The sequence below is a fragment of the Limisphaera sp. VF-2 genome, from assembly GCF_049537125.1.
Taxonomy (GTDB): Bacteria; Verrucomicrobiota; Verrucomicrobiia; order Limisphaerales; family Limisphaeraceae; genus Limisphaera.
The window spans coordinates 1,544,314-1,561,821 of record NZ_JBMVQY010000001.1 but is presented as its reverse complement, the minus strand read 5'-3'; the positions used below and the strand labels follow the sequence as shown (position 1 = coordinate 1,561,821).

Annotated in this window: 14 protein-coding genes; 7 read left to right on the top strand and 7 right to left on the bottom strand. The window is 66.0% G+C overall.

The window, feature by feature from the left end; translation table 11 throughout:
- Window positions 1–56 precede the first annotated feature (56 nt).
- Window positions 57–1,622: a methionine--tRNA ligase gene (gene metG / locus ACPDIT_RS05625; protein WP_423442195.1), complete on the top strand. Its 1,566-nt coding sequence runs from the start codon at window positions 57–59 to the stop codon at window positions 1,620–1,622.
- A gap of 65 nt (window positions 1,623–1,687) precedes the next feature.
- On the opposite strand, the gene ACPDIT_RS05620 is transcribed toward metG, so the two are convergent.
- Together ACPDIT_RS05620 and ACPDIT_RS05615 are read right to left on the bottom strand one after the other, a co-directional pair.
- The gene (locus tag ACPDIT_RS05620; protein WP_423442194.1) at window positions 1,688–2,638 is read right to left on the bottom strand and encodes a cation diffusion facilitator family transporter; all 951 of its coding nucleotides are present in this window, start codon (window positions 2,636–2,638) and stop codon (window positions 1,688–1,690) included.
- 10 nt (window positions 2,639–2,648) lie between these two features.
- A complete protein-coding gene (locus ACPDIT_RS05615; RefSeq protein ID WP_423442193.1) occupies window positions 2,649–3,866 on the bottom strand; it encodes a DUF1015 domain-containing protein in 1,218 nt (405 codons plus the stop codon).
- Between the two features lie 467 nt (window positions 3,867–4,333).
- Between ACPDIT_RS05615 and ileS the strand changes: the two genes are divergently transcribed.
- From ileS to ACPDIT_RS05585, 6 genes are all read left to right on the top strand, one after another.
- Window positions 4,334–7,195, top strand: coding sequence for an isoleucine--tRNA ligase (gene ileS, locus ACPDIT_RS05610; protein ID WP_423442192.1), 2,862 nt, complete (start codon window positions 4,334–4,336; stop codon window positions 7,193–7,195).
- Window positions 7,196–7,282: 87 nt separating this feature from the next.
- Window positions 7,283–8,737, top strand: coding sequence for an ATP cone domain-containing protein (locus tag ACPDIT_RS05605; protein ID WP_423442191.1), 1,455 nt, complete (start codon window positions 7,283–7,285; stop codon window positions 8,735–8,737).
- A complete protein-coding gene (trmB, locus tag ACPDIT_RS05600; protein WP_423442190.1) occupies window positions 8,730–9,371 on the top strand; it encodes a tRNA (guanosine(46)-N7)-methyltransferase TrmB in 642 nt (213 codons plus the stop codon). The genes ACPDIT_RS05605 and trmB overlap by 8 nt, the downstream gene beginning before the upstream one ends.
- 181 nt (window positions 9,372–9,552) lie before the next feature.
- Window positions 9,553–10,002 carry a bifunctional nuclease family protein gene (locus ACPDIT_RS05595; RefSeq protein ID WP_423442189.1) on the top strand — a complete coding sequence of 150 codons (450 nt, stop codon included), beginning with the start codon at window positions 9,553–9,555 and terminating at the stop codon, window positions 10,000–10,002.
- A 32-nt stretch (window positions 10,003–10,034) separates the two neighbouring features.
- On the top strand, window positions 10,035–11,195 hold the full coding sequence (holA, locus tag ACPDIT_RS05590; protein WP_423442188.1) for a DNA polymerase III subunit delta: 1,161 nt from the start codon (window positions 10,035–10,037) through the stop codon (window positions 11,193–11,195).
- On the top strand, window positions 11,192–11,749 hold the full coding sequence (locus ACPDIT_RS05585; protein ID WP_423442187.1) for an STAS domain-containing protein: 558 nt from the start codon (window positions 11,192–11,194) through the stop codon (window positions 11,747–11,749). The genes holA and ACPDIT_RS05585 overlap by 4 nt, the downstream gene beginning before the upstream one ends.
- 649 nt (window positions 11,750–12,398) lie before the next feature.
- On the opposite strand, the gene ACPDIT_RS05580 is transcribed toward ACPDIT_RS05585, so the two are convergent.
- The 5 genes from ACPDIT_RS05580 to ACPDIT_RS05560 form a co-directional block, all read right to left on the bottom strand.
- Complete coding sequence (locus tag ACPDIT_RS05580; RefSeq protein ID WP_423442186.1) at window positions 12,399–13,400, bottom strand: type II secretion system F family protein; 1,002 nt, start codon at window positions 13,398–13,400, stop codon at window positions 12,399–12,401.
- Window positions 13,401–13,421: 21 nt separating this feature from the next.
- On the bottom strand, window positions 13,422–13,754 hold the full coding sequence (gene trxA / locus ACPDIT_RS05575; RefSeq protein WP_423442185.1) for a thioredoxin: 333 nt from the start codon (window positions 13,752–13,754) through the stop codon (window positions 13,422–13,424).
- An 87-nt stretch (window positions 13,755–13,841) separates the two neighbouring features.
- On the bottom strand, window positions 13,842–14,303 hold the full coding sequence (locus ACPDIT_RS05570) for a hypothetical protein (protein WP_423442184.1): 462 nt from the start codon (window positions 14,301–14,303) through the stop codon (window positions 13,842–13,844).
- Window positions 14,304–15,060: 757 nt separating this feature from the next.
- Window positions 15,061–15,837 (bottom strand): sugar phosphate isomerase/epimerase family protein, encoded by a 777-nt coding sequence (locus ACPDIT_RS05565; protein ID WP_423442183.1) that lies wholly within the window; start codon window positions 15,835–15,837, stop codon window positions 15,061–15,063.
- A gap of 145 nt (window positions 15,838–15,982) precedes the next feature.
- Window positions 15,983–17,236: a Gfo/Idh/MocA family protein gene (locus ACPDIT_RS05560; RefSeq protein WP_423442182.1), complete on the bottom strand. Its 1,254-nt coding sequence runs from the start codon at window positions 17,234–17,236 to the stop codon at window positions 15,983–15,985.
- Window positions 17,237–17,508: the final 272 nt, after the last annotated feature.

Sequence of the window (17,508 nt, the reverse complement as noted above, 5' to 3'; positions counted from 1 at the left end):
CCAGACCGCGCCCCACCGTTGCCAATCCAGTCGACCTGCGACACACTGCGCCGCAGATGAGCAAGCGGTTCTACATCACCACGGCCATCGATTACGTCAACGGGCAGCCTCATCTCGGGCATGCCTATGAAAAAGTCGTGGCCGACGTCATTGCGCGCGCACGCCGCAGCCTCGGGCAGGAGGTCTTTTTCCTCACCGGCCTGGACGAACATGGCCAAAAAGTGCAGCAGGCCGCTCAAGCAGAGGGCAAGGCACCGCAGGCATATTGCGACGAGCTGGCCCGGCAGTGGATCACCTTCGTACACAAGCTGGGCATTTCGAACGACGACTTCGTGCGGACCACCCAGCCCCGCCACAAGGCCGTCGTGCAGGCCCTGCTGCAAAAACTTTACGACCGGGGTGAACTCTACAAAGCCCCCTACCGCGGCTGGTACTCGTGGAAGGAGGAAACCTTCCTTACGGAAAAGGACCGGCGCCCGGACGGCACTTTCGACCCGGTCTGGGGCGAGGTGACCGAGCTGGTCGAGGAAAACTGGTACTTCCGCATGTCGAAGTACCAACACTGGCTCATCGGCTACATTCAGGAGCATCCCGAGTTCGTTCATCCAGAAACCCGGCGCAACGAGGTCCTCAGCTTCTTGCAGTCCCAGCCCCTGGAAGACCTTTGCATCAGCCGCCCTGCCGCCCGGCTGAGCTGGGGCATCCCGCTGCCCTTCGACCCGGACTACGTCAACTACGTCTGGTTCGACGCGTTGACCAATTACTTCAGCATTCCCGTGGCGTGGGGCGACCCGGAAGCCCGGGCGGCACTGGCCGGGTATTATCAGCCGGCAGCCGAACCCGCCCCGGGCCTGCGGCTGTGGCCCGCCGACATCCACGTCATCGGCAAGGACATCGTCCGCTTTCACGCCATTTACTGGCCGATCATGCTGCACGCCGCCGGCATCGAACCTCCCCGCCAGGTTCTCGTCCACGGCTGGTGGCAAAAGGATGGCCAGAAAATGAGCAAAACCACCGGCAACGTCGTCGATCCGGTCGCCGTCATCGACGAGTGGGGATTGGACGCCTTCCGGTATTACGTGTTGCGGGAACTCGACATCGGACCGGACGGCAACTGGACCGACGCCAGCTTCCGGGCCCGGTATTCCGCCGAGCTGGCCAACGGGCTGGGCAATCTCGTCAACCGATCCCTCTCCATGTTGCGGCGCTATCGGCAGGGCGTCGTGCCGGCCCCTCACGACGAACTGGCGCCGGATGCCCAACGCGTCACCAGCGAAGTCCGTTCCTGCCTCGAACAAAATCGCCTCCAGGCCGGGCTGGTGAGCATTTGGACCCTCGTCACCCGGGCCAACCAGTACGTGGACCACACCGCCCCGTTCAAACTGGCCAAAGACCCGGCCCAGGCCTCCCGCCTGGATCAAATCCTGTACAACCTCGCCGAGACGTGCCGTGTCCTGGCGGTCCTCCTCTGGCCCTACCTGCCGACCACGGCCGCCCGCATCTACGCCCAGTTGGGTTTGCCGGGCGAACCGTCCCGATTTGCCGAGGCGGCATGGGGCGGGCTGCGCGCCGGACACGTCGTCGGGCAGCCGGAAGTGCTCTTCCCGCGCAAAGACCACTGAGCCGCTCCCGCCTGGCACGCGCCCTCGCGTCCTTGGCCGAGACCGGCCCCGCCTTCGAGAACCCTTCAAAGCCCGCCCGAGCCGGACCCGGGCCCCGAGGTAGGTCGCGCCTGCGACCGGTCGAGCTCCTGGTCCTCCCACGAACTGGGATCGTCCAGCGATTCCAGATGAGTGAACACGGTGCTCTCGGGCAGCATCTGTCGAATCTCGGCTTCCAATCGCTCCAGCAGCGCGTGCCCTTGGTTCACCGTCCAGTGGCCCGGCACCAGCACATGCACGGAAACAAACTTCCGCGCCCCGGCTTGCCGCGTCCGTAACGCATGGTAGTCCACCCCTTCGGCGGCCTTGTACCGCTCCAGAATGGAGCGCACCGCGGCGACGTCCTGACTGCCCAGGGCCGTGTCCATCAGCCCGGACACGGACCGTCGCACAATGCCGATGCCCGTCACCAGGATGTTGCCCGCGACGGCCAGGGCCACCACCGGATCCAGCCAGCGCCACCCGGTCCAGCCCACCAACCCCACCCCGGCGATCACGCCCGCCGACGTCCACACGTCCGTCAGCAAATGATGCGCGTTGGCCTCCAGCGTGATGCTGTGATGTCGCCGGCCCACCCGCAGCAACACCACCGCAACCGCCAGATTGATCAACGCGGCCAACCCGGCCACGGTCAGGCCCATCCCCACCGCCTCCAACGGTTGCGGCCAAATCAATCGGTGGACCGCCGCAACCCCGATCCCAAACGCCGCCAGCAGGATCAGCCCGCCCTCCAGACCGCTCGAAAAATACTCTGCCTTGTGATGGCCGTAGGCATGATCCTCGTCCGCCGGTCGGGAGGCCACCGCCAACATCGCCAGTGCCATCACCCCGCCGATCAGGTTCACACCCGACTCCACCGTGTCCGACAACAGCCCCACCGAGCCGGTGATCAGGTACGCCGCGGTTTTCAGCAGAATGGTCGCCACCGCCGCGCCCACCGACAGCCATGCGTATCGCGTCAGCGGCACTCGTTTCACAGGCCGGCGCTCACAGCAGATGACAGAAAAGCCCGTCCCGCAGCTTGGGCTCGAACCACGTGCTCTTGGGGGGCAGGATCTCGCCGCGATCCGCGATCGCCAGCAACGCCTCCATCCGGGTCGGGTGCATGGCAAAGGCGCATGCGGCCTGCCCGCGCCGCACCGCACCCTCGAGTCGTTCGGGCCCGTGAATCCCCCCCACGAATTCCAGTCGCGGACTGGTGCGCGGATCCTCCACCCCCAGCAGCGGTCGCAACACCCGCTCCTGCAACAAACTCACATCCAGACTCCCCAGCGGGTCCTGCGCCGGGTCCGGCACGTTGCGAAACTGCAACCGGTGCCAGCGTCCCTCCACGAACACGTCCACCAGATGCGGCCGCGGTGGTCGACCGTCGCCGGGACCCAATTCGCCCACGCTCCGCAGCCGCTCCAGAAATGCCTCCGGCGTCAACCCGTTCAAATCCCGAACCAGCCGGTGATAGGGCAGGATCCGCAGTTGATCGTGCGGGAACAGCACGGCAAGGAAATGGCTGCTGCCCCCGGTCCCGCCCCGTTGCTGGAACACGCGCGCCGCCGCGGCGGTGCGGTGGTGCCCGTCTGCAATGTACAAACGCCTTACCGCCGCGAACAGCTCCGACACCCGGGCCATGCCTCCCTCATCGCCCAGCGTCCAGGTCGAGTGCCGGACGCCGTCGTCGGCCACGAAATCCACCTCGGGAGGCGGTTCGGTGCGCCGGGCCAGGAACTCATCCAGCGCCGGCTGCGCCTGATAAATCAAATAGGCCGGCCCGGTCTGCGCCTGGAGCGCCTCGATGTGCCGCACCCGATCCTCCTCTTTCTCCGGCCGGGTCAGTTCATGCCGGCGGATGTCGCCCCGCAAATACGCTGCGCAACTGGCCACCGCCACAAGGCCGATTTGCGTGTGGCCGCCCGTGCTGAGTCGATACACGTAAAAGGCCGGACGTTGCTCCCGGTACAGCGCCCCCGTGCGCAGCAACTCCTCGAATCGAGCCCTGCCCCGCGCATACACCTCCGGTCGGTAGGGATCCGTCCCCGGCGGAAACTCGATCTCGGGTCGGCTTACGCGCAGGAAGCACAGCGGATTGTCCGAGGCCATGCGCCGGGCCTCCTCGGTAGACACCACGTCATACGGCGGGGCACAAATGCGTGCCGCCAGCTCCGGCCGCGGCCGCACCGCGGCAAACGGTTGGATGAGTAACTCTCCCATGCTATGGCGGCCCGAGCTTAGAGGCGCGGCCCCGGCGGCGCACGAACAATTTCCAACGCCGCCCGGTCCAATCGCGGGCGCCACAAACCCTGCCCGAACACCGAAGCCCCTCCGAATCCCGACTCAAGCTCGACCGGCTTCGGCCCGGTTGCTGCGGACACCCCGGGGACCGCGGCCGGGCCTCCGGGCCCAGAGCATGGCCTGCCGGCAGCCGGGTCCAGCCCTTGCAGGCACTGTGAAGAGACGAAAGTCCTCCGCGGAACCCCGGGTTGGGAGCCGATCGGCAACACTCCGGTGCGCCTCAAGGAACCCACCAACCCCGGCCTCCGGCGCAACCGGCCTCGGCTCGGCTCACACTTCTGCCCGGCCGCAGCGCCTCGCGCAGACGGACCTTGGCCGGCGGACCGCCTCATTGACACTCGCCGTCCCCGCTTGATAGCGTCCGACCCACGCTGGGAGTCCGACGCATGGATTACAAAAACACGCTCAATTTGCCGCGCACCGAGTTCCCGATGAAGGCGGATCTGGTGGTCCGGGAACCGGAGCGGCTCAAACAGTGGCAGGCCGCGCGCCTGTACGAACGCATCCAGGCCGCGCGCGCCCAGGCGCCGGCGTTTGTTCTGCACGACGGGCCACCCTTCGCCAATGGCGATGTCCACATCGGCACCGCGCTCAACAAGATCCTCAAGGATTTCATCCTGAAATACAAAACGCTGCGCGGCTACCGGGCACCCTATGTCCCCGGCTGGGACTGCCACGGCCTGCCCATCGAGTTCAAAGTCGTCCAGGAACGCCGCACGTCCTCGGCCCCCGCGACGGATCCCGCCGAAATCCGGCGCGCCTGCGAAGCGTATGCCCGCCGATTTGTCGAACTGCAGCGCCAACAGTTCCAGCGCCTGGGCGTACTGGGTGACTGGGAAAACCCCTACCTGACGCTGGATCCCGCTTACGAAGCCGAAGAACTGCGTCTTTTTGCGGATCTGGTCGAACAAGGCATGGTTTATCGCGGCAAAAAGCCGGTGTACTGGAGCATCCCGTGCCGCACGGCCCTGGCGGAAGCCGAGGTCGAATACCAGGAGCATGTCAGCCAGAGCGTCTATGTCAAATTCCCCGTCGTCGGGCGGCCGGGCGTCTATCTGCTGATCTGGACCACCACCCCTTGGACCCTGCCGGCCAACCTCGCCGTCGCTTACAACTCCACTTTCAGCTACGCGGTCGTCCGCGTGGGCCAGGAGGATTACATCCTCTCCGCCATGCTGGTGAATACCGTGGCCTCCAAGTGCGGCTGGACGGATTTCCAAATCGTTCGCCATCTCGACGGTGGCCACCTCCAACACGTCGAGTACCAGCACCCGTTCTGTCAGCGCACGGGGCGCTTGTTCCCCGGCGACAGCTTCGTGGACAACGTCACCGGCACCGGTTTCGTGCACATCGCGCCCGGCCACGGTTTGGAAGACTATCTGCTCGGCCTGGAACACGGACTGCCCATCTATTCGCCGGTGGACGACGACGGGCGGTTCACCTGGACGGACGACCTGCCCCGCGAGGCCCAAATGCCGGCGGCGCTCATCGGAAAGTCCATCTTGGAAAAACACGGCCGCAGCGAGGCCAACGAGGCGGTGTTACATGAACTGCGCGTGCGCAAGCTCCTCCTTCACGAGGAAAACTACCGACACAGCTACCCGCACTGCTGGCGCAGTAAAACCCCCGTCATCTTCCGCGCCATGCACCAGTGGTTCATCCGCCTGGACCACGTGCCGCCGGGCAGCCCGCCCGGTACCCCCACCTTCCGCGAGCGCGCCCTCGCCGAAATCGAAAAGGTCACGTGGATCCCCGACTGGGGCAAAACCCGCATCGCCGCCGCCGTCAAGGCCCGACCCGATTGGTGCATCAGCCGACAACGCGCCTGGGGCGTGCCCATCCCGGCTTTCTTCGATGCCGAGGGCCGGCCCATCCTCGATCCCGCCATTGTCCGCAACACCGCCCGCCTGGTGGAGACGCACGGCTCCAACATCTGGTTCGAACAAACCGCCGCCGAACTCTGGGCGCGGGTCCGGCCCGCCCATTGGACCGGGCCGGACCCGGTGGCCAAGTCCACCGACACGCTCGATGTCTGGATCGACTCCGGCAGCTCTTCCCGCGCGGTCATTGCCCGGCGGCCCGAGTTGCGCGGGCATCCCCTGCCCTTCCAATGCGATCTGTACCTCGAAGGCTCGGACCAGCATCGCGGCTGGTTCCAGTCCTCCCTGCTGCTCTCCCTGGCCGCCCAGGGCGCCGCCCCCTATCGCACCGTCCTCACCCACGGCTTCATGGTGGACGCCGACCGGGAGAAGATTTCCAAAAGCCGGCAGTCGCAGGGCGGCTACGAGAAACCCCAAACCGCCGAGGCTTACGTCCAAAAATGGGGCGCCGACATCGTCCGGCTCTGGGTCGCTTCCCAGGACTTCCGCAGTGACATCGTCGTCAGCGAGGATCGCCTCGCCAAGGTGGCCGAGACGTATCGCGTCCTCCGCAACGCCCTGCGCTACCAGCTCTCCAACCTTTATGACTTCGACCCCGCCCGTCATGCCGTTCCCGACGAGGCACTGACGGGCCTGGACCGGTGGATCCTTGACGCCTTCGCCAAACTCGAAGCCGAGGTCCTCGCCGCTTACGACCGCTACGAGTTCCACGTCGTGTACCAGAAAGTCAGCCAGTTCGTCGCCGTCGAACTCTCCGCCATCTATCACGACATCATCAAAGACCGCCTCTACACCGAGGCTGCCGACGCCCCCCGACGCCGCTCCACCCAAACCGCACTGTGGCGCCTCGTCCAGGGCCTCTGCCGCATGCTGGCGCCCATCCTGGCCTTCACCGCCGACGAAGCCTGGGAACAAATCCCCGGCCGACCGCCCGGCAGCGTCCACGAACAAATCTGGCAACCCAGCCCGCTGCATCGCTCGCCGGCCGAAGTCGAAGCCTGGGACGCCCTCTTTCAACTGCGCGACCGCCTCCTGCCGGAGCTGGAGAAAGCCCGCCAGGCCAAGGTCATCGGCAAGTCTCTCGAAGCCAGGGTCATCCTCCGCGGCCGCGACCCGCTCTATCTCAACGCCAAAACCCACCTGGCCGCGTTCCGCGAGCTGCTCAACGTCTCCCAGCTCGAAATCGAAACCGAAGGCGACGGCGTCGTGCCCGTCCAGGTGGTCCGCGCCTCGGGCGAAAAATGCGAACGTTGCTGGCATTGGGAGACCGACGTTGGCACCCATCCCGAACATCCCACCCTCTGCGGCCGCTGCGTCGCGGCCGTCGAAGCCCTCCGCCCAAACTCGCCGGCCCCGCCGTGCGCCTGACCCCACGCGCGCGCCGCCTCCGCCCCGGCCCCGCCGGATCGCAGCCTTGGACAGTCACCCCGGCTTTGCCTACACTGCCTGATCGCCATGGCCGTTCAAAACCGCATTGTCAAAGTGCAGAAGCGAAACCGGGCCCTGGTCACCTTCGACCCTGACCGGATCCGGAATGCCATCTACCGCGCCGCCCGGTCCATCGGCGGCTTCCGCCAGGACTATCTGCCCCACATCAACGGGCGCTTGTTCGAGGCCTGTCCCACGGATGAAGAACTGGCCGATTTTCTGGCCGACGCCGTGATCGTCTGCCTCAACAGCGATCCGCATCACCTCATCACCAACTTTCCCCCCACGATCGAAGAAATCCAAGACGACGTGCTGCACGTGCTGCGCAGCTACGGCTTCCAAAACACCGCCGATGCCTATGCCTGCTACCGTTGGGGCCGTCACTGGCTGCGCGAGGGCGCCATCCGGCCCGACCAATTCATGGGCAACGGTTTCCCCGCGAACATCCTGGAGCGCGAACTGGAGTGGGCCCGCTCTCTCGGCTGCCACACCGTCGCCGGCCTCAACGAACTGACCCGCACCGGCCGCTGGGCCCCCGTCGTCGATGCCGCCCTGGCCCGCTACGAGGCCAGCCTCGATGAAGCCGCCCGCAAGGTCATGGCCCGCCTCAACGCCGGCGATCCTCTCCGCCTGCTCTGGGTCAGCGGCCCCAGCTCCTCCGGCAAGACCACCACCACCGTCAAGCTCACCCGGCGCCTGGAACGCGAAGGCCTGCGCTTCCTCATGCTGAATCTCGACGACTACTTCTGGTCCCTGGTCGAGCACCCCACCGACTGGATCAACGATCGCAACTACGAAACGCCCGAGGCCCTCGACCTCCAACTGCTCAACCGCCATCTCCAGGACCTCCTCGAGGGCCGCACCATCGAAAAGCCCATCTACAGCTTCAAGGAGGGCCGACGCATCGGCACCAAACCCGTCCGACGCGAACCCGACCAGATCCTCCTGCTCGACTGCCTCCACGGCTTCTACCCGCCCATCACCGAGGGCATCGACCCCCGCGCCCAGTTCCGCATCTACATCGAAACCCTCCACCCGCTCTTCGAAGGCGACGGCTCCTCCGGCCGGCTCACCCGCTTCACCGACGTGCGCCTCGTCCGCCGCATGCTCCGCGACATGAAACACCGCGCCCACCGGCCCCTCCTCACCCTCCTCCACTGGCACTACGTCCGCGCCGGCGAACTCTTCAGCATCATCCCCCTCATGGGCCTGGCCGATCACATCGTCAACGGGGGATTCCCGTTCGACTGGCCCCTGCTGCAACCCTGGTTCCTCGGGCCCCCGGCCCTCTGGCCCCGCCCCGAGGAACTCGCCCCCTACGCCGGTTTCCTGGATGCCCGCATCCGCTACGAGCGCGTCCACGCCCTCCTCCAAAGCGTCGAACCCATTCCCTTTGAGCTGGCCGACCGCCTCATCCCGGGCGATGCCCTCGTGCGCGAGTTCATCGGCGGCAGCACCCTCGCCATCCCCCACAATGAATAATCCCACGCCCCCCTCCCCTCCCCGGCTCCCCGACGCCCCCCCGGCCCCTCCGGACTCCTTGCTCTACGACCCGCCGTCCATCCTCGAACGCATCGACCCTGGCCGCCTTTTCCCCAAACCCCAGCCCCTGGAGGTCGAACTGGGCTGCGGCGATGCCTCCTTCCTCGTCGAATACGCCGCCCAACATCCCGACCGCAATTTCCTCGGTATCGAACGCCTCCTCGGCCGCATCCGCAAACTCGACAAAAAAGGCCGCCGCCTCGGCCTCACCAACCTCCGCGGCATCCGCATCGAGTGCGCCTACTTCCTCGAATACCTCCTGCCCCCCGGCTCGGTCACCGTCTTCCACATCTACTTCCCCGATCCCTGGCCCAAGAAAAAACATCGCCGCCATCGCCTCATCAACGCACGGTTCCCCTCCCTCGCCTACAACGCCCTGCAACCCGGGGGGCGCATTTACATCCGCACCGACGATCCCGATTACTTCGCCCAAATCCGCGAGGTCTTCGCCGCCGCGCCCGTCTTCCAGCCCATCCCCACGCCCCCCGAATTGGCCGCCCTGCTCACCGACTTCGAGCGCGAGTTCCGCGCCCGCGGAATCCCCACCCTTTACGCCGCGTACGAACGAACCTAGCCCCGCAGAACCCGCCCCGGCTCCCCGACACAAGCACCGCCGCTGGCGCGACGCTGCCGATCGCACAACCCGAAAACCCGACCTCCCGGTCCCGGGACCTCCCGCTTCGCCCCCTCGGGAGCCGCCCGCGCCCACCCCGGCCGGGCTTGTTTTTTGGCCTCGAGCGGCCTACGTTGACCGCATGAAGCACGGGGTCGTGCCAGTGCAAATCCGCGGCCTTTGGCCCAATCAGAGCGGATGTGCCCTTTTCATCGGCAACGAGGAAAAGGTGTTCATCATCAACGTGGACCCCTGGATGGGCAAAACCATCAGTGACTTCATCCATCAACGCGTACCCGAACGGCCCCTCACCCATCACCTCATGCTCAGCATTTTCAAGGGGTTCGGCATCCGCGTCGAACGCATCGTCATCACCGAGCTCAAGAACCAGACCTTCTACGCACGCCTCATCCTCCAGGAAGAAAACGAACTGGGCCGGAAACTGGTGGAACTGGACGCGCGGCCCAGCGATTGCCTCGCCCTGGCCGTGGCCCTCAAGGCGCCCATGTACGTCACCCAGAGCCTGTTCGACCAAATGGAGGACATGAGCGAGCACCTCCAGCGCATCAACGAACAGGACGAGACCGAATAACCCGTCCCTCCGCCGTATCCTGCCCGAACCCCATGCCCTCCGCCCCGCCTGCGGACGTCCCCGTCGTCCTTGTCTGCGGCGACGACGAAGCCGCTGTCAAAGAACGCGCACGTGAGCTCTTCGCCCGGTGGGGCGGTGGACAACAGCTCGGCGACGAAATCCTCGACGGCGCCGTGGGCACTGTCGCTGACGCGCTGGCCGTGCTCGAACGGCTCGAAGAAGCCCTCCAAACCCTGCCCCTGCCCGGCGCCACCAAGATCGTCTGGTTGCGCAACTGCTCCTTCCTGGGCGGCGAACGACCCGGCGATTCCCCCGCCGTCACCGAAGCCCTGAGCCGCCTGGCCGAACAACTCCGCCGCTTCGACTGGCGCGGCGTGCGCCTCCTCATCAGCGCCGGCAAGGTCGACCGCCGACGCAGTCTCTACAAGGTCATTGCCGACATCGGACACATCGAAACCCACGCCGGATGGTCCCCCGACGACCGCGACTGGCCCGAACAAGCCGCCCTGTGGGCCCGCACCCGATTGCGCCAGGCCGGATTCGACATCGAAGAAGACGCCCTGACCCGGCTGGTCACCAGCGTCGGCCCCTCCCCCGCACTCCTCCGCAGCGAACTCGAAAAACTCCAGCTCTTCGTCGCACCCCGGAAACGCATCCAACTCGACGACGTCGCCACCATCTGCGTCCACAACCGCACCGCGCAGGCCTTTGCCCTGGCCGACGCCCTCGGCGCACGCGACCTGAACCGCGCCCTGCATTGCCTCGACGACGAACGCCGCAGCACGGCCGGCGAACGGGACCGCGCCGGCCTGGGCCTGCTCTACGGCCTCGTCACCAAGGTCCGCGCCATGTTGTTGGCCCGCGAACTCGCCGCCCAGGGCTGGGTCCACCCGCGCCTCGAATACCACGCCTTCAAAAGCCGCCTCGAAAAACTTCCCCCCGACCTGTTCCCCTCCGACCGCCGACTGAATCCCCTGGCCCTCCACCCTTTCGTGTTGCACAAGGCCCTGCGCGACGCCCAAAACTACTCAAGATCCGAGCTCGTCCGGGCGATGAAAGAATTGCTCGAATGCAACCGGGCCCTGGTGGGCAGCCGATTGGATCCAACCCTGCTGCTGCAGCAACTCCTGGTTCGGATCATCGGCCGGAAACGCCCGGCCGCAGAGGCCCATCGAACCACCGACAGATCATGAGCCTGCCCAAGGCCAAAGTGATGGTGTGGGTGGACGGAGCCAACGTCTGGCTCCGCATCACCGGCCATGCCAATTTCACCGTTGCGCCCGACTTCAAACGACTGCTCCACGAACTCCACGACAAAGGTTACCGACGCTTCCTCGTTGACCTCAGCCAGTGCGTCCTGCTGGACAGCACCTTCTTGGGACTCCTGTGCGGCCTCGGAGTGAAACTCCATCAAAGCGGCAGCCCCGAGGCCGGCGTGGACCTGCTGAACCCGCCCCCCCGCATCGTTCAGTTGCTCGAGAATCTCGGCGTCTGTCAGCTCCTCCGCATCGTTCACACTCCGCCCGCCGGACCTGCACCCGCCTCGGCCTCCGAATCGCCCCTCGGTCAGACCCCCGCAGACCGTGCCGAACTCGCACGCACCAGCCTCGAAGCCCACCAGGTCCTCATGCAGCTCAGCCCGGCCAACGAGGCCCGATTCAAAGACGTGGCCCGGTTCCTGGCCGAAGATCTGCAGAAACTCGAGTCCCCCAACCCGACCGCCCCGGAAAAAACTTCGACAAACTGAACCGCCATTCCCCGGGTCGTTGCACCGCGCCGCCCTCACGTCCCGCACCAGACGCGCCGCCAACGAGCCGTGCCAAAAGTGCCCCCTTCCGAAAACCGCGCGCCCGGGGCCTGACTTCGAAGGACCGTTTCCCCGGGACAGAGGTCTCTCGACATCCTGCAGATCGTCCTGACGACAGAATCTCGCAATCTTTGCGGCAGCACGTCGCCCACGCCGCAGCTCTCTTCCCGCGCCATTCCAGAGTCCCGCGCGAGCTCTCCCCGGAGCCGACAGGCGCCAGGTGAGATCCTTTCAACACCCGGCTCGTGAAAATGCCGACGCGGCACACGAACATCCACGGATTTGAGCCCGCACAGCACGGAGAAAGAGGCGGGCACATCGATGAGAGGCAATGCCCGGAACCGAAAATGTTGTAGGGCGGGGGTCGAGGGCACCCACAGAGAGGTTCCGTGCCGCAGGTTCCCGGCTTGTCGGATCCCGGACTTCCAGCCCGCGGACGTCGCGGCGCTCGGATCGTCTCGGGCGCCCGGGCGAAGCGTCCGGGCGTGACTGAACCGTGGGCAAGGATCGGTCCCTTGTCTGCGGCATCGCAGAGGCGGAAGAGCGCCTGCAAATCGCGGGTCTGCAATCCGGCCGGCTGAACAGCCGGCTAAGGCCCCAGCAATTCCTCGAGTTGACCAAAGTACGCCGACCAGAATTGAACGACCTGCCAACCGATCCAGCACGCGACCAAGACATACACCAGGCGCGGAAGCCAACTTGCAAAGGCTTTCAGCTGTGCGCGGGCCTCTTCCGCATAATAGTGCTGCAGCCGCCCCAGCACTTCATCCAGCCGCCCCGTGAGTTCCCCGGTGGCGTACTGATCGGCGAAGAGCGAGGGGACCCGGGCAGACGCACGCAGGGTCTCGCCGGGCGTTTCGCCCTGTTGCCAACGCGGCCACCACTCCTCGACCGCCCGGTGCAGCCGCGCCGAACCGCAGGCCCGGGCTGCCAATGGCCATGCTTCCAGCACGCTGACACCCGCCTCGAGCAACAGCTTCAGTCCGCCCGCCAGACGGGACATCACCAGCGCTCGTCGTCCGGATCCCAACAGAGGAGTCGCGTCCAGCAACGCCTCCGCCACCGCCGCGGCAGAGCCGCGGCGTTCTCGGCTGCTCCACCACAGGATCCACCACGCCGCTCCGTGCAGGGGCACCAGCACGCTCAGGACCCTCCCGGCGTACGCGCCGGCGTCACCGGTTCGCATCCACTCGGGCAGCGCCAAAACCAGCACGGCGAAATGCAGGAGAAACAACGGATAGGCCAAGCCGGACCAAACCTCCCGGTTCAACGCGGCCTTCTGCCGGGCTTCGTCGGCCAACAGCCGCAAACAGGCCACCAGACGACCACTCCGTTCCCCGGCTTGCAGCACCGCCCGTTCCAGGGGCTGCAAAGGAAACTGCGACGCTTGCAACGCCTCCGTCAGCGTCGCCCCGGACTGGATGTGCTCGATTGCCCTGGCTAAAAATCGCCCTGCCTGCGGCAATGGAGGGTGTTGGCTCAAATGACGCAGCGCGCCCACCAGCGGCACCCCTGCATCAAGCAGCCCCGCCCATTGATCGAAAAAGACCGCCCGACGCGCCCATGCTCGTGCGGCCCCCGGCCCCCACATACAACCTCGGGCCGGACAGGGTCAGCCCAGGGCCCGGTCGATCAAAGCTTGAATCTCTCGCTTGCCCTTGGCCCCCACCATCTGGCCGACGACCTGGCCGTCCTTGAACAGCAGAAGGGTCGGAATGGCCTGAATCCCGTAGCGCGAGGCCAGGCCGCTTTCCTGGTCCACATCCACTTTGCCGATCTTGGCCCGGCCCTGGTAAGCCTCCGCCAGTTCATCCAGCAGGGGTGCAATCATCTTGCACGGACCGCACCACGTGGCCCAGAAATCGACCAGCACCGGCTGCGGCGATTTCAACACCTCGGTTTCGAAGTTCTGCTCCGTCAACGTCACAATCAAAGGGGAGGCCATAGGCAAAAGACGCAAAGATGCTGAGGTTGGCTTGACCGCTTGAAAACTTGTCAGGGAACCGTTTGTTCCCGAATTCACCGCTTTGGATCACTCCAGCGGCAGCAGGAATCCCAGGTACACCACCGAGAGCAGGGCCAACGCAGCGGCGACGATGGCGCCGATGGCCAGGCCCTGCTCCAAACCGCCCACCGCGGCGGTCGGGGCCCTGGCGATGACGCGGCCGGCCGGGGCAGCCGCCGGGGCCGGTGTGGCGGCCGGAGCGGGCCGTGCACCCGCCGCAGGAGCCGTGGCCGCCGTCGGCGCCGCCGCAGCGGCTGCCGGCGCCGCTGCCGCCGCCGGAGCGGCCGTGGCCGCCGCGGGGGGCGTCACCGCCCGGGGCGGTGCTCCCGCAGGGCCCGCCGGAGGCAACGTCGGCAGTTTGATAGTGGGCGCGGCCGTGGGTTTGGGCGGCAGAGTGATCCGCACCGTCTCCTTTTTGGGCTGGACCTTGCCGGTCTCCTTTTTCGGCGGAACCGCTCCGCCCGGCAAATTCGGGATATTCTCGGCCATAAGCGTCAACTCGGGGCGAACCTAAGCGCGGTCTCGCCCCCTGTCAAACCCGAATCCCGTCAGCCCTCTCCGCCGGAGCGTGTCCACGCGTGCAAAGAAAGACGTGGGATCCCGCTCGTTCCACCTGCACCAGTTGTTTGCCATTCCAGCGCTCCTCCGAAGCGGGACTCTCAAGAGTGTGGGCGCCGAGGAGTCCAGGGGCCGCTGATCCGAGGAAGCATCTCCGCCCCGGGGTCAGTCCGACAGCACCCGGCTCCGCCCGACCCTTCCGCTCCACCTCCTGAGTAAGGCCTGCGTGCCGTCGGAGGAGAGTCGACTCACCTGCGGCGTGTCCGGTCAGCGGCTCGCCGGGCACTTTACGGCATCCGGGTCCGCTCGAGGGGTCCAGCGGCTTTGATCATGGAACCCGCAAGATGGACTCGGCGGGCCCGGGTATTGGGCCCGCGGGGAAGTGTGCACCGCGTGCCTGCTGTGTTGACGGACGGGCCGGGCAAGAAGTGCGCCTTCCTGTCACGGGTCAAACCTGAAGACGGTCACCGTCCCCGATACGGACGGGGAGTGTGTCGGGTGGGCGTGTGACGAGCTTCGACGATCCCGGAGTCGTTGTTCGCAGGCCCTTCCTTCTCTGCGCGGCCAGGTTGAACCGTGAGCTCCGAGGGTTGCCTGCCTCCGCAACCGTGCGCCTTCCCTGGCACATGGGAGCTTCAATCGCCCGGCGCCTTTGCGGGGGCGCGGCCCTGTTGACCCGCCTCCAATCTTACAGGGCCAGGATCCGGTCCACCCGGCGCGCCAGATCCCGCAAACCTTCCTGGGTGTCCCCACCTCCCTGCTCGGTGATGAGCCAGTCGCCATATCCCACCTCGTCCAGGGCACGCATGATCGCCGGCCAGTCGTTGTCACCTTCCAGCAGCGCCACCTCGAACCCCTTCCACAAACCTTCGGCGTCCCGCTTCTTTCGGCTGAACTCTTTGACGTGCACCTTGCAGATGCGCCGGCCCAGGATCCGGATCCACTGCTCCGGCCAGCCGTAAGTTACGATGTTGCCACAGTCGAAGTGCCAACCGACCCACGGACTTTCGAACTGGTCCACGTACCGGGCTGCTTCCAGCGGGCTGAGGAGAAAATGGTTCCAAACATTTTCGATGGCGATTTTTACCCTCAGTTCCGCCGCCAGCGGCAAAACTTCCCGAATGGCCGCCTGGGACCGCTCCCAGGCCTGCTCGTAAGAAACCTCCTTGTTCACCACGGCCGGCACCAGCAGGACCGACGTGGCCCCGTAGGCGTGCGCGTCGCGCAACGCGCGTTCCAGGGCCTCGATCCCCTCCCGCCGCACACGCGCATCCGGATGCGACAAGGGCTTGCTCCAGTGATGAGCACCGCAAACACTGGGAATCTCCAGTCCGGTGGCTTGCCGGGCGGCCTTCACCTCTTCGACGTCCATGTGGCTCATCATCTCCACGCCGTCGAAGCCCGCCGCTTTGACGGCGGCCATCTTCTCCCGCACGTTGCCCGGAACCCCGACGGTCGCCCACATGATTCCCTTCTTGTGCGGGCGTCGTCGCTCGGATGCGGCGGGAGCAGTCGTGCTTCCCAACACCGCAGCCGCCATCCACAGGCCGGTGGTTTGAACAAATTGGCGTCGCGTCATAAGAACTTCGGAAGGGCGGGGAGCGAAACGGTCAGATGAATTTTGTTTGCCCGGGTATGGCCATGGGCGCAATGGGCAGTTTCATGTCCCACGTCAAAGGCTCCGGCACGAGTTTCTCCCTGGAGTTGAGAATCATGTCCCAGGTAATTTCCTGTCCCGTGTACGCGGCCATGCGCCCCATGATGGCCACCAGGGTGCTTTGGGCCTCCCACTCGCCGTCGTTGATCGGCTCACCCTTCCGGATCGAGGCAAACAATTCGTCGTGTTCCTGCTGATACATGTCATTGTTGGGGCCGGTGTAGCGCCAGGGGCTCTCCCCCTTGATGTACACGGCCCGCCAGCCGTCAATGACCCCTTCCCCCTTGCTCCCCATCAAGAAGTCCGAGTTTTGATTGAAGCAGCCCGCGATCTGTCGTTGGCCCATGAAGGCCCGCACACCATTGGGCCACTCGTAGACCACATGCATGTGGTCGTAAATGTTACCCTCATGATTGGGTGTTTGCCGGCCGCCCGTGGCCACCGCTTTGGCCGGAGGTTGATCCCGCATGGCCCACAGGATCTTGTCCACACTGTGACAGGCCTGTTCCACCAGTCCGTCCCCCGACAACCACACAAAGTTATACCAGTTCCGGATTTGCCATTCGACGTCGCCCATGCCCGGCGGGCGCGCACTGGGCGGGGGCATCGGCTTCACCGGGCCCGTGTAATATGTCGCGTAAATCGCGCGAATCTCCCCAATGGCGCCGTCATGAATCCGGCGATAGAACTCCCGGCGCGCAAAATCGTATCGCCAGCAAAACCCGGCCACCCAGGCCAGCTTCTTCTCCCGTGCGATCCGTACCGATTCCATCACGGACCGCACCCCGGCCACATCCGTGGCGACGGGCTTTTCCACGAATTGGTGCTTCCCGGCCTCCACCGCGGCCCGCACATGCTGCGGGCGAAACCCCGGCGGGGCCGCCTGCAGGACCACGTCCACGCCCGAATCGATCAGGCGTTGGTATGCGTCCAGTCCCACGAACCGCCGATCCGGGGGCACCTGCACCCGGGCCGCGATCTCCGCATTTTGCTGCAGGGACCGCAACGCCGTCTCGATGGGTTCCGGGAACACATCCGCCATGGCCACCAGGACCGTGTTCGGGTCCGCTTTGAGCGCCTGTTGTGCTGCGCCCGTGCCGCGGCCCCCACACCCAATCAGGCCCACCCGCAACATCTCACGGCCTCCGGCCGCGCGCGCCCGCGAGGGCAGAATGGCGGGCGCAGCCAGGGCCGCTCCCGCAAGCATCGTGGTGCGAAGAAACTGACGCCGACTGCGGGCAGAAGAGTGGCGCGGACGGGAATCTGGACTCAAACCGGTACGCATAAGTTCGTTGTACGGCAACCCTAGGCGCGGCCGCCCGGGGCCGTCAAGAAGCCGAATCCGGGCCGCGCCTCCGCACCTTGCCAGTCAGCACGCCGCGATGGTGGAACCGACGGTCGGAGCTCGGTTCTCAAGCGACGTCGGGTTCGCGCTCCCCGGGCGAACCCGTGCCATCTCAGCGAAGACCGGGGCGCCTC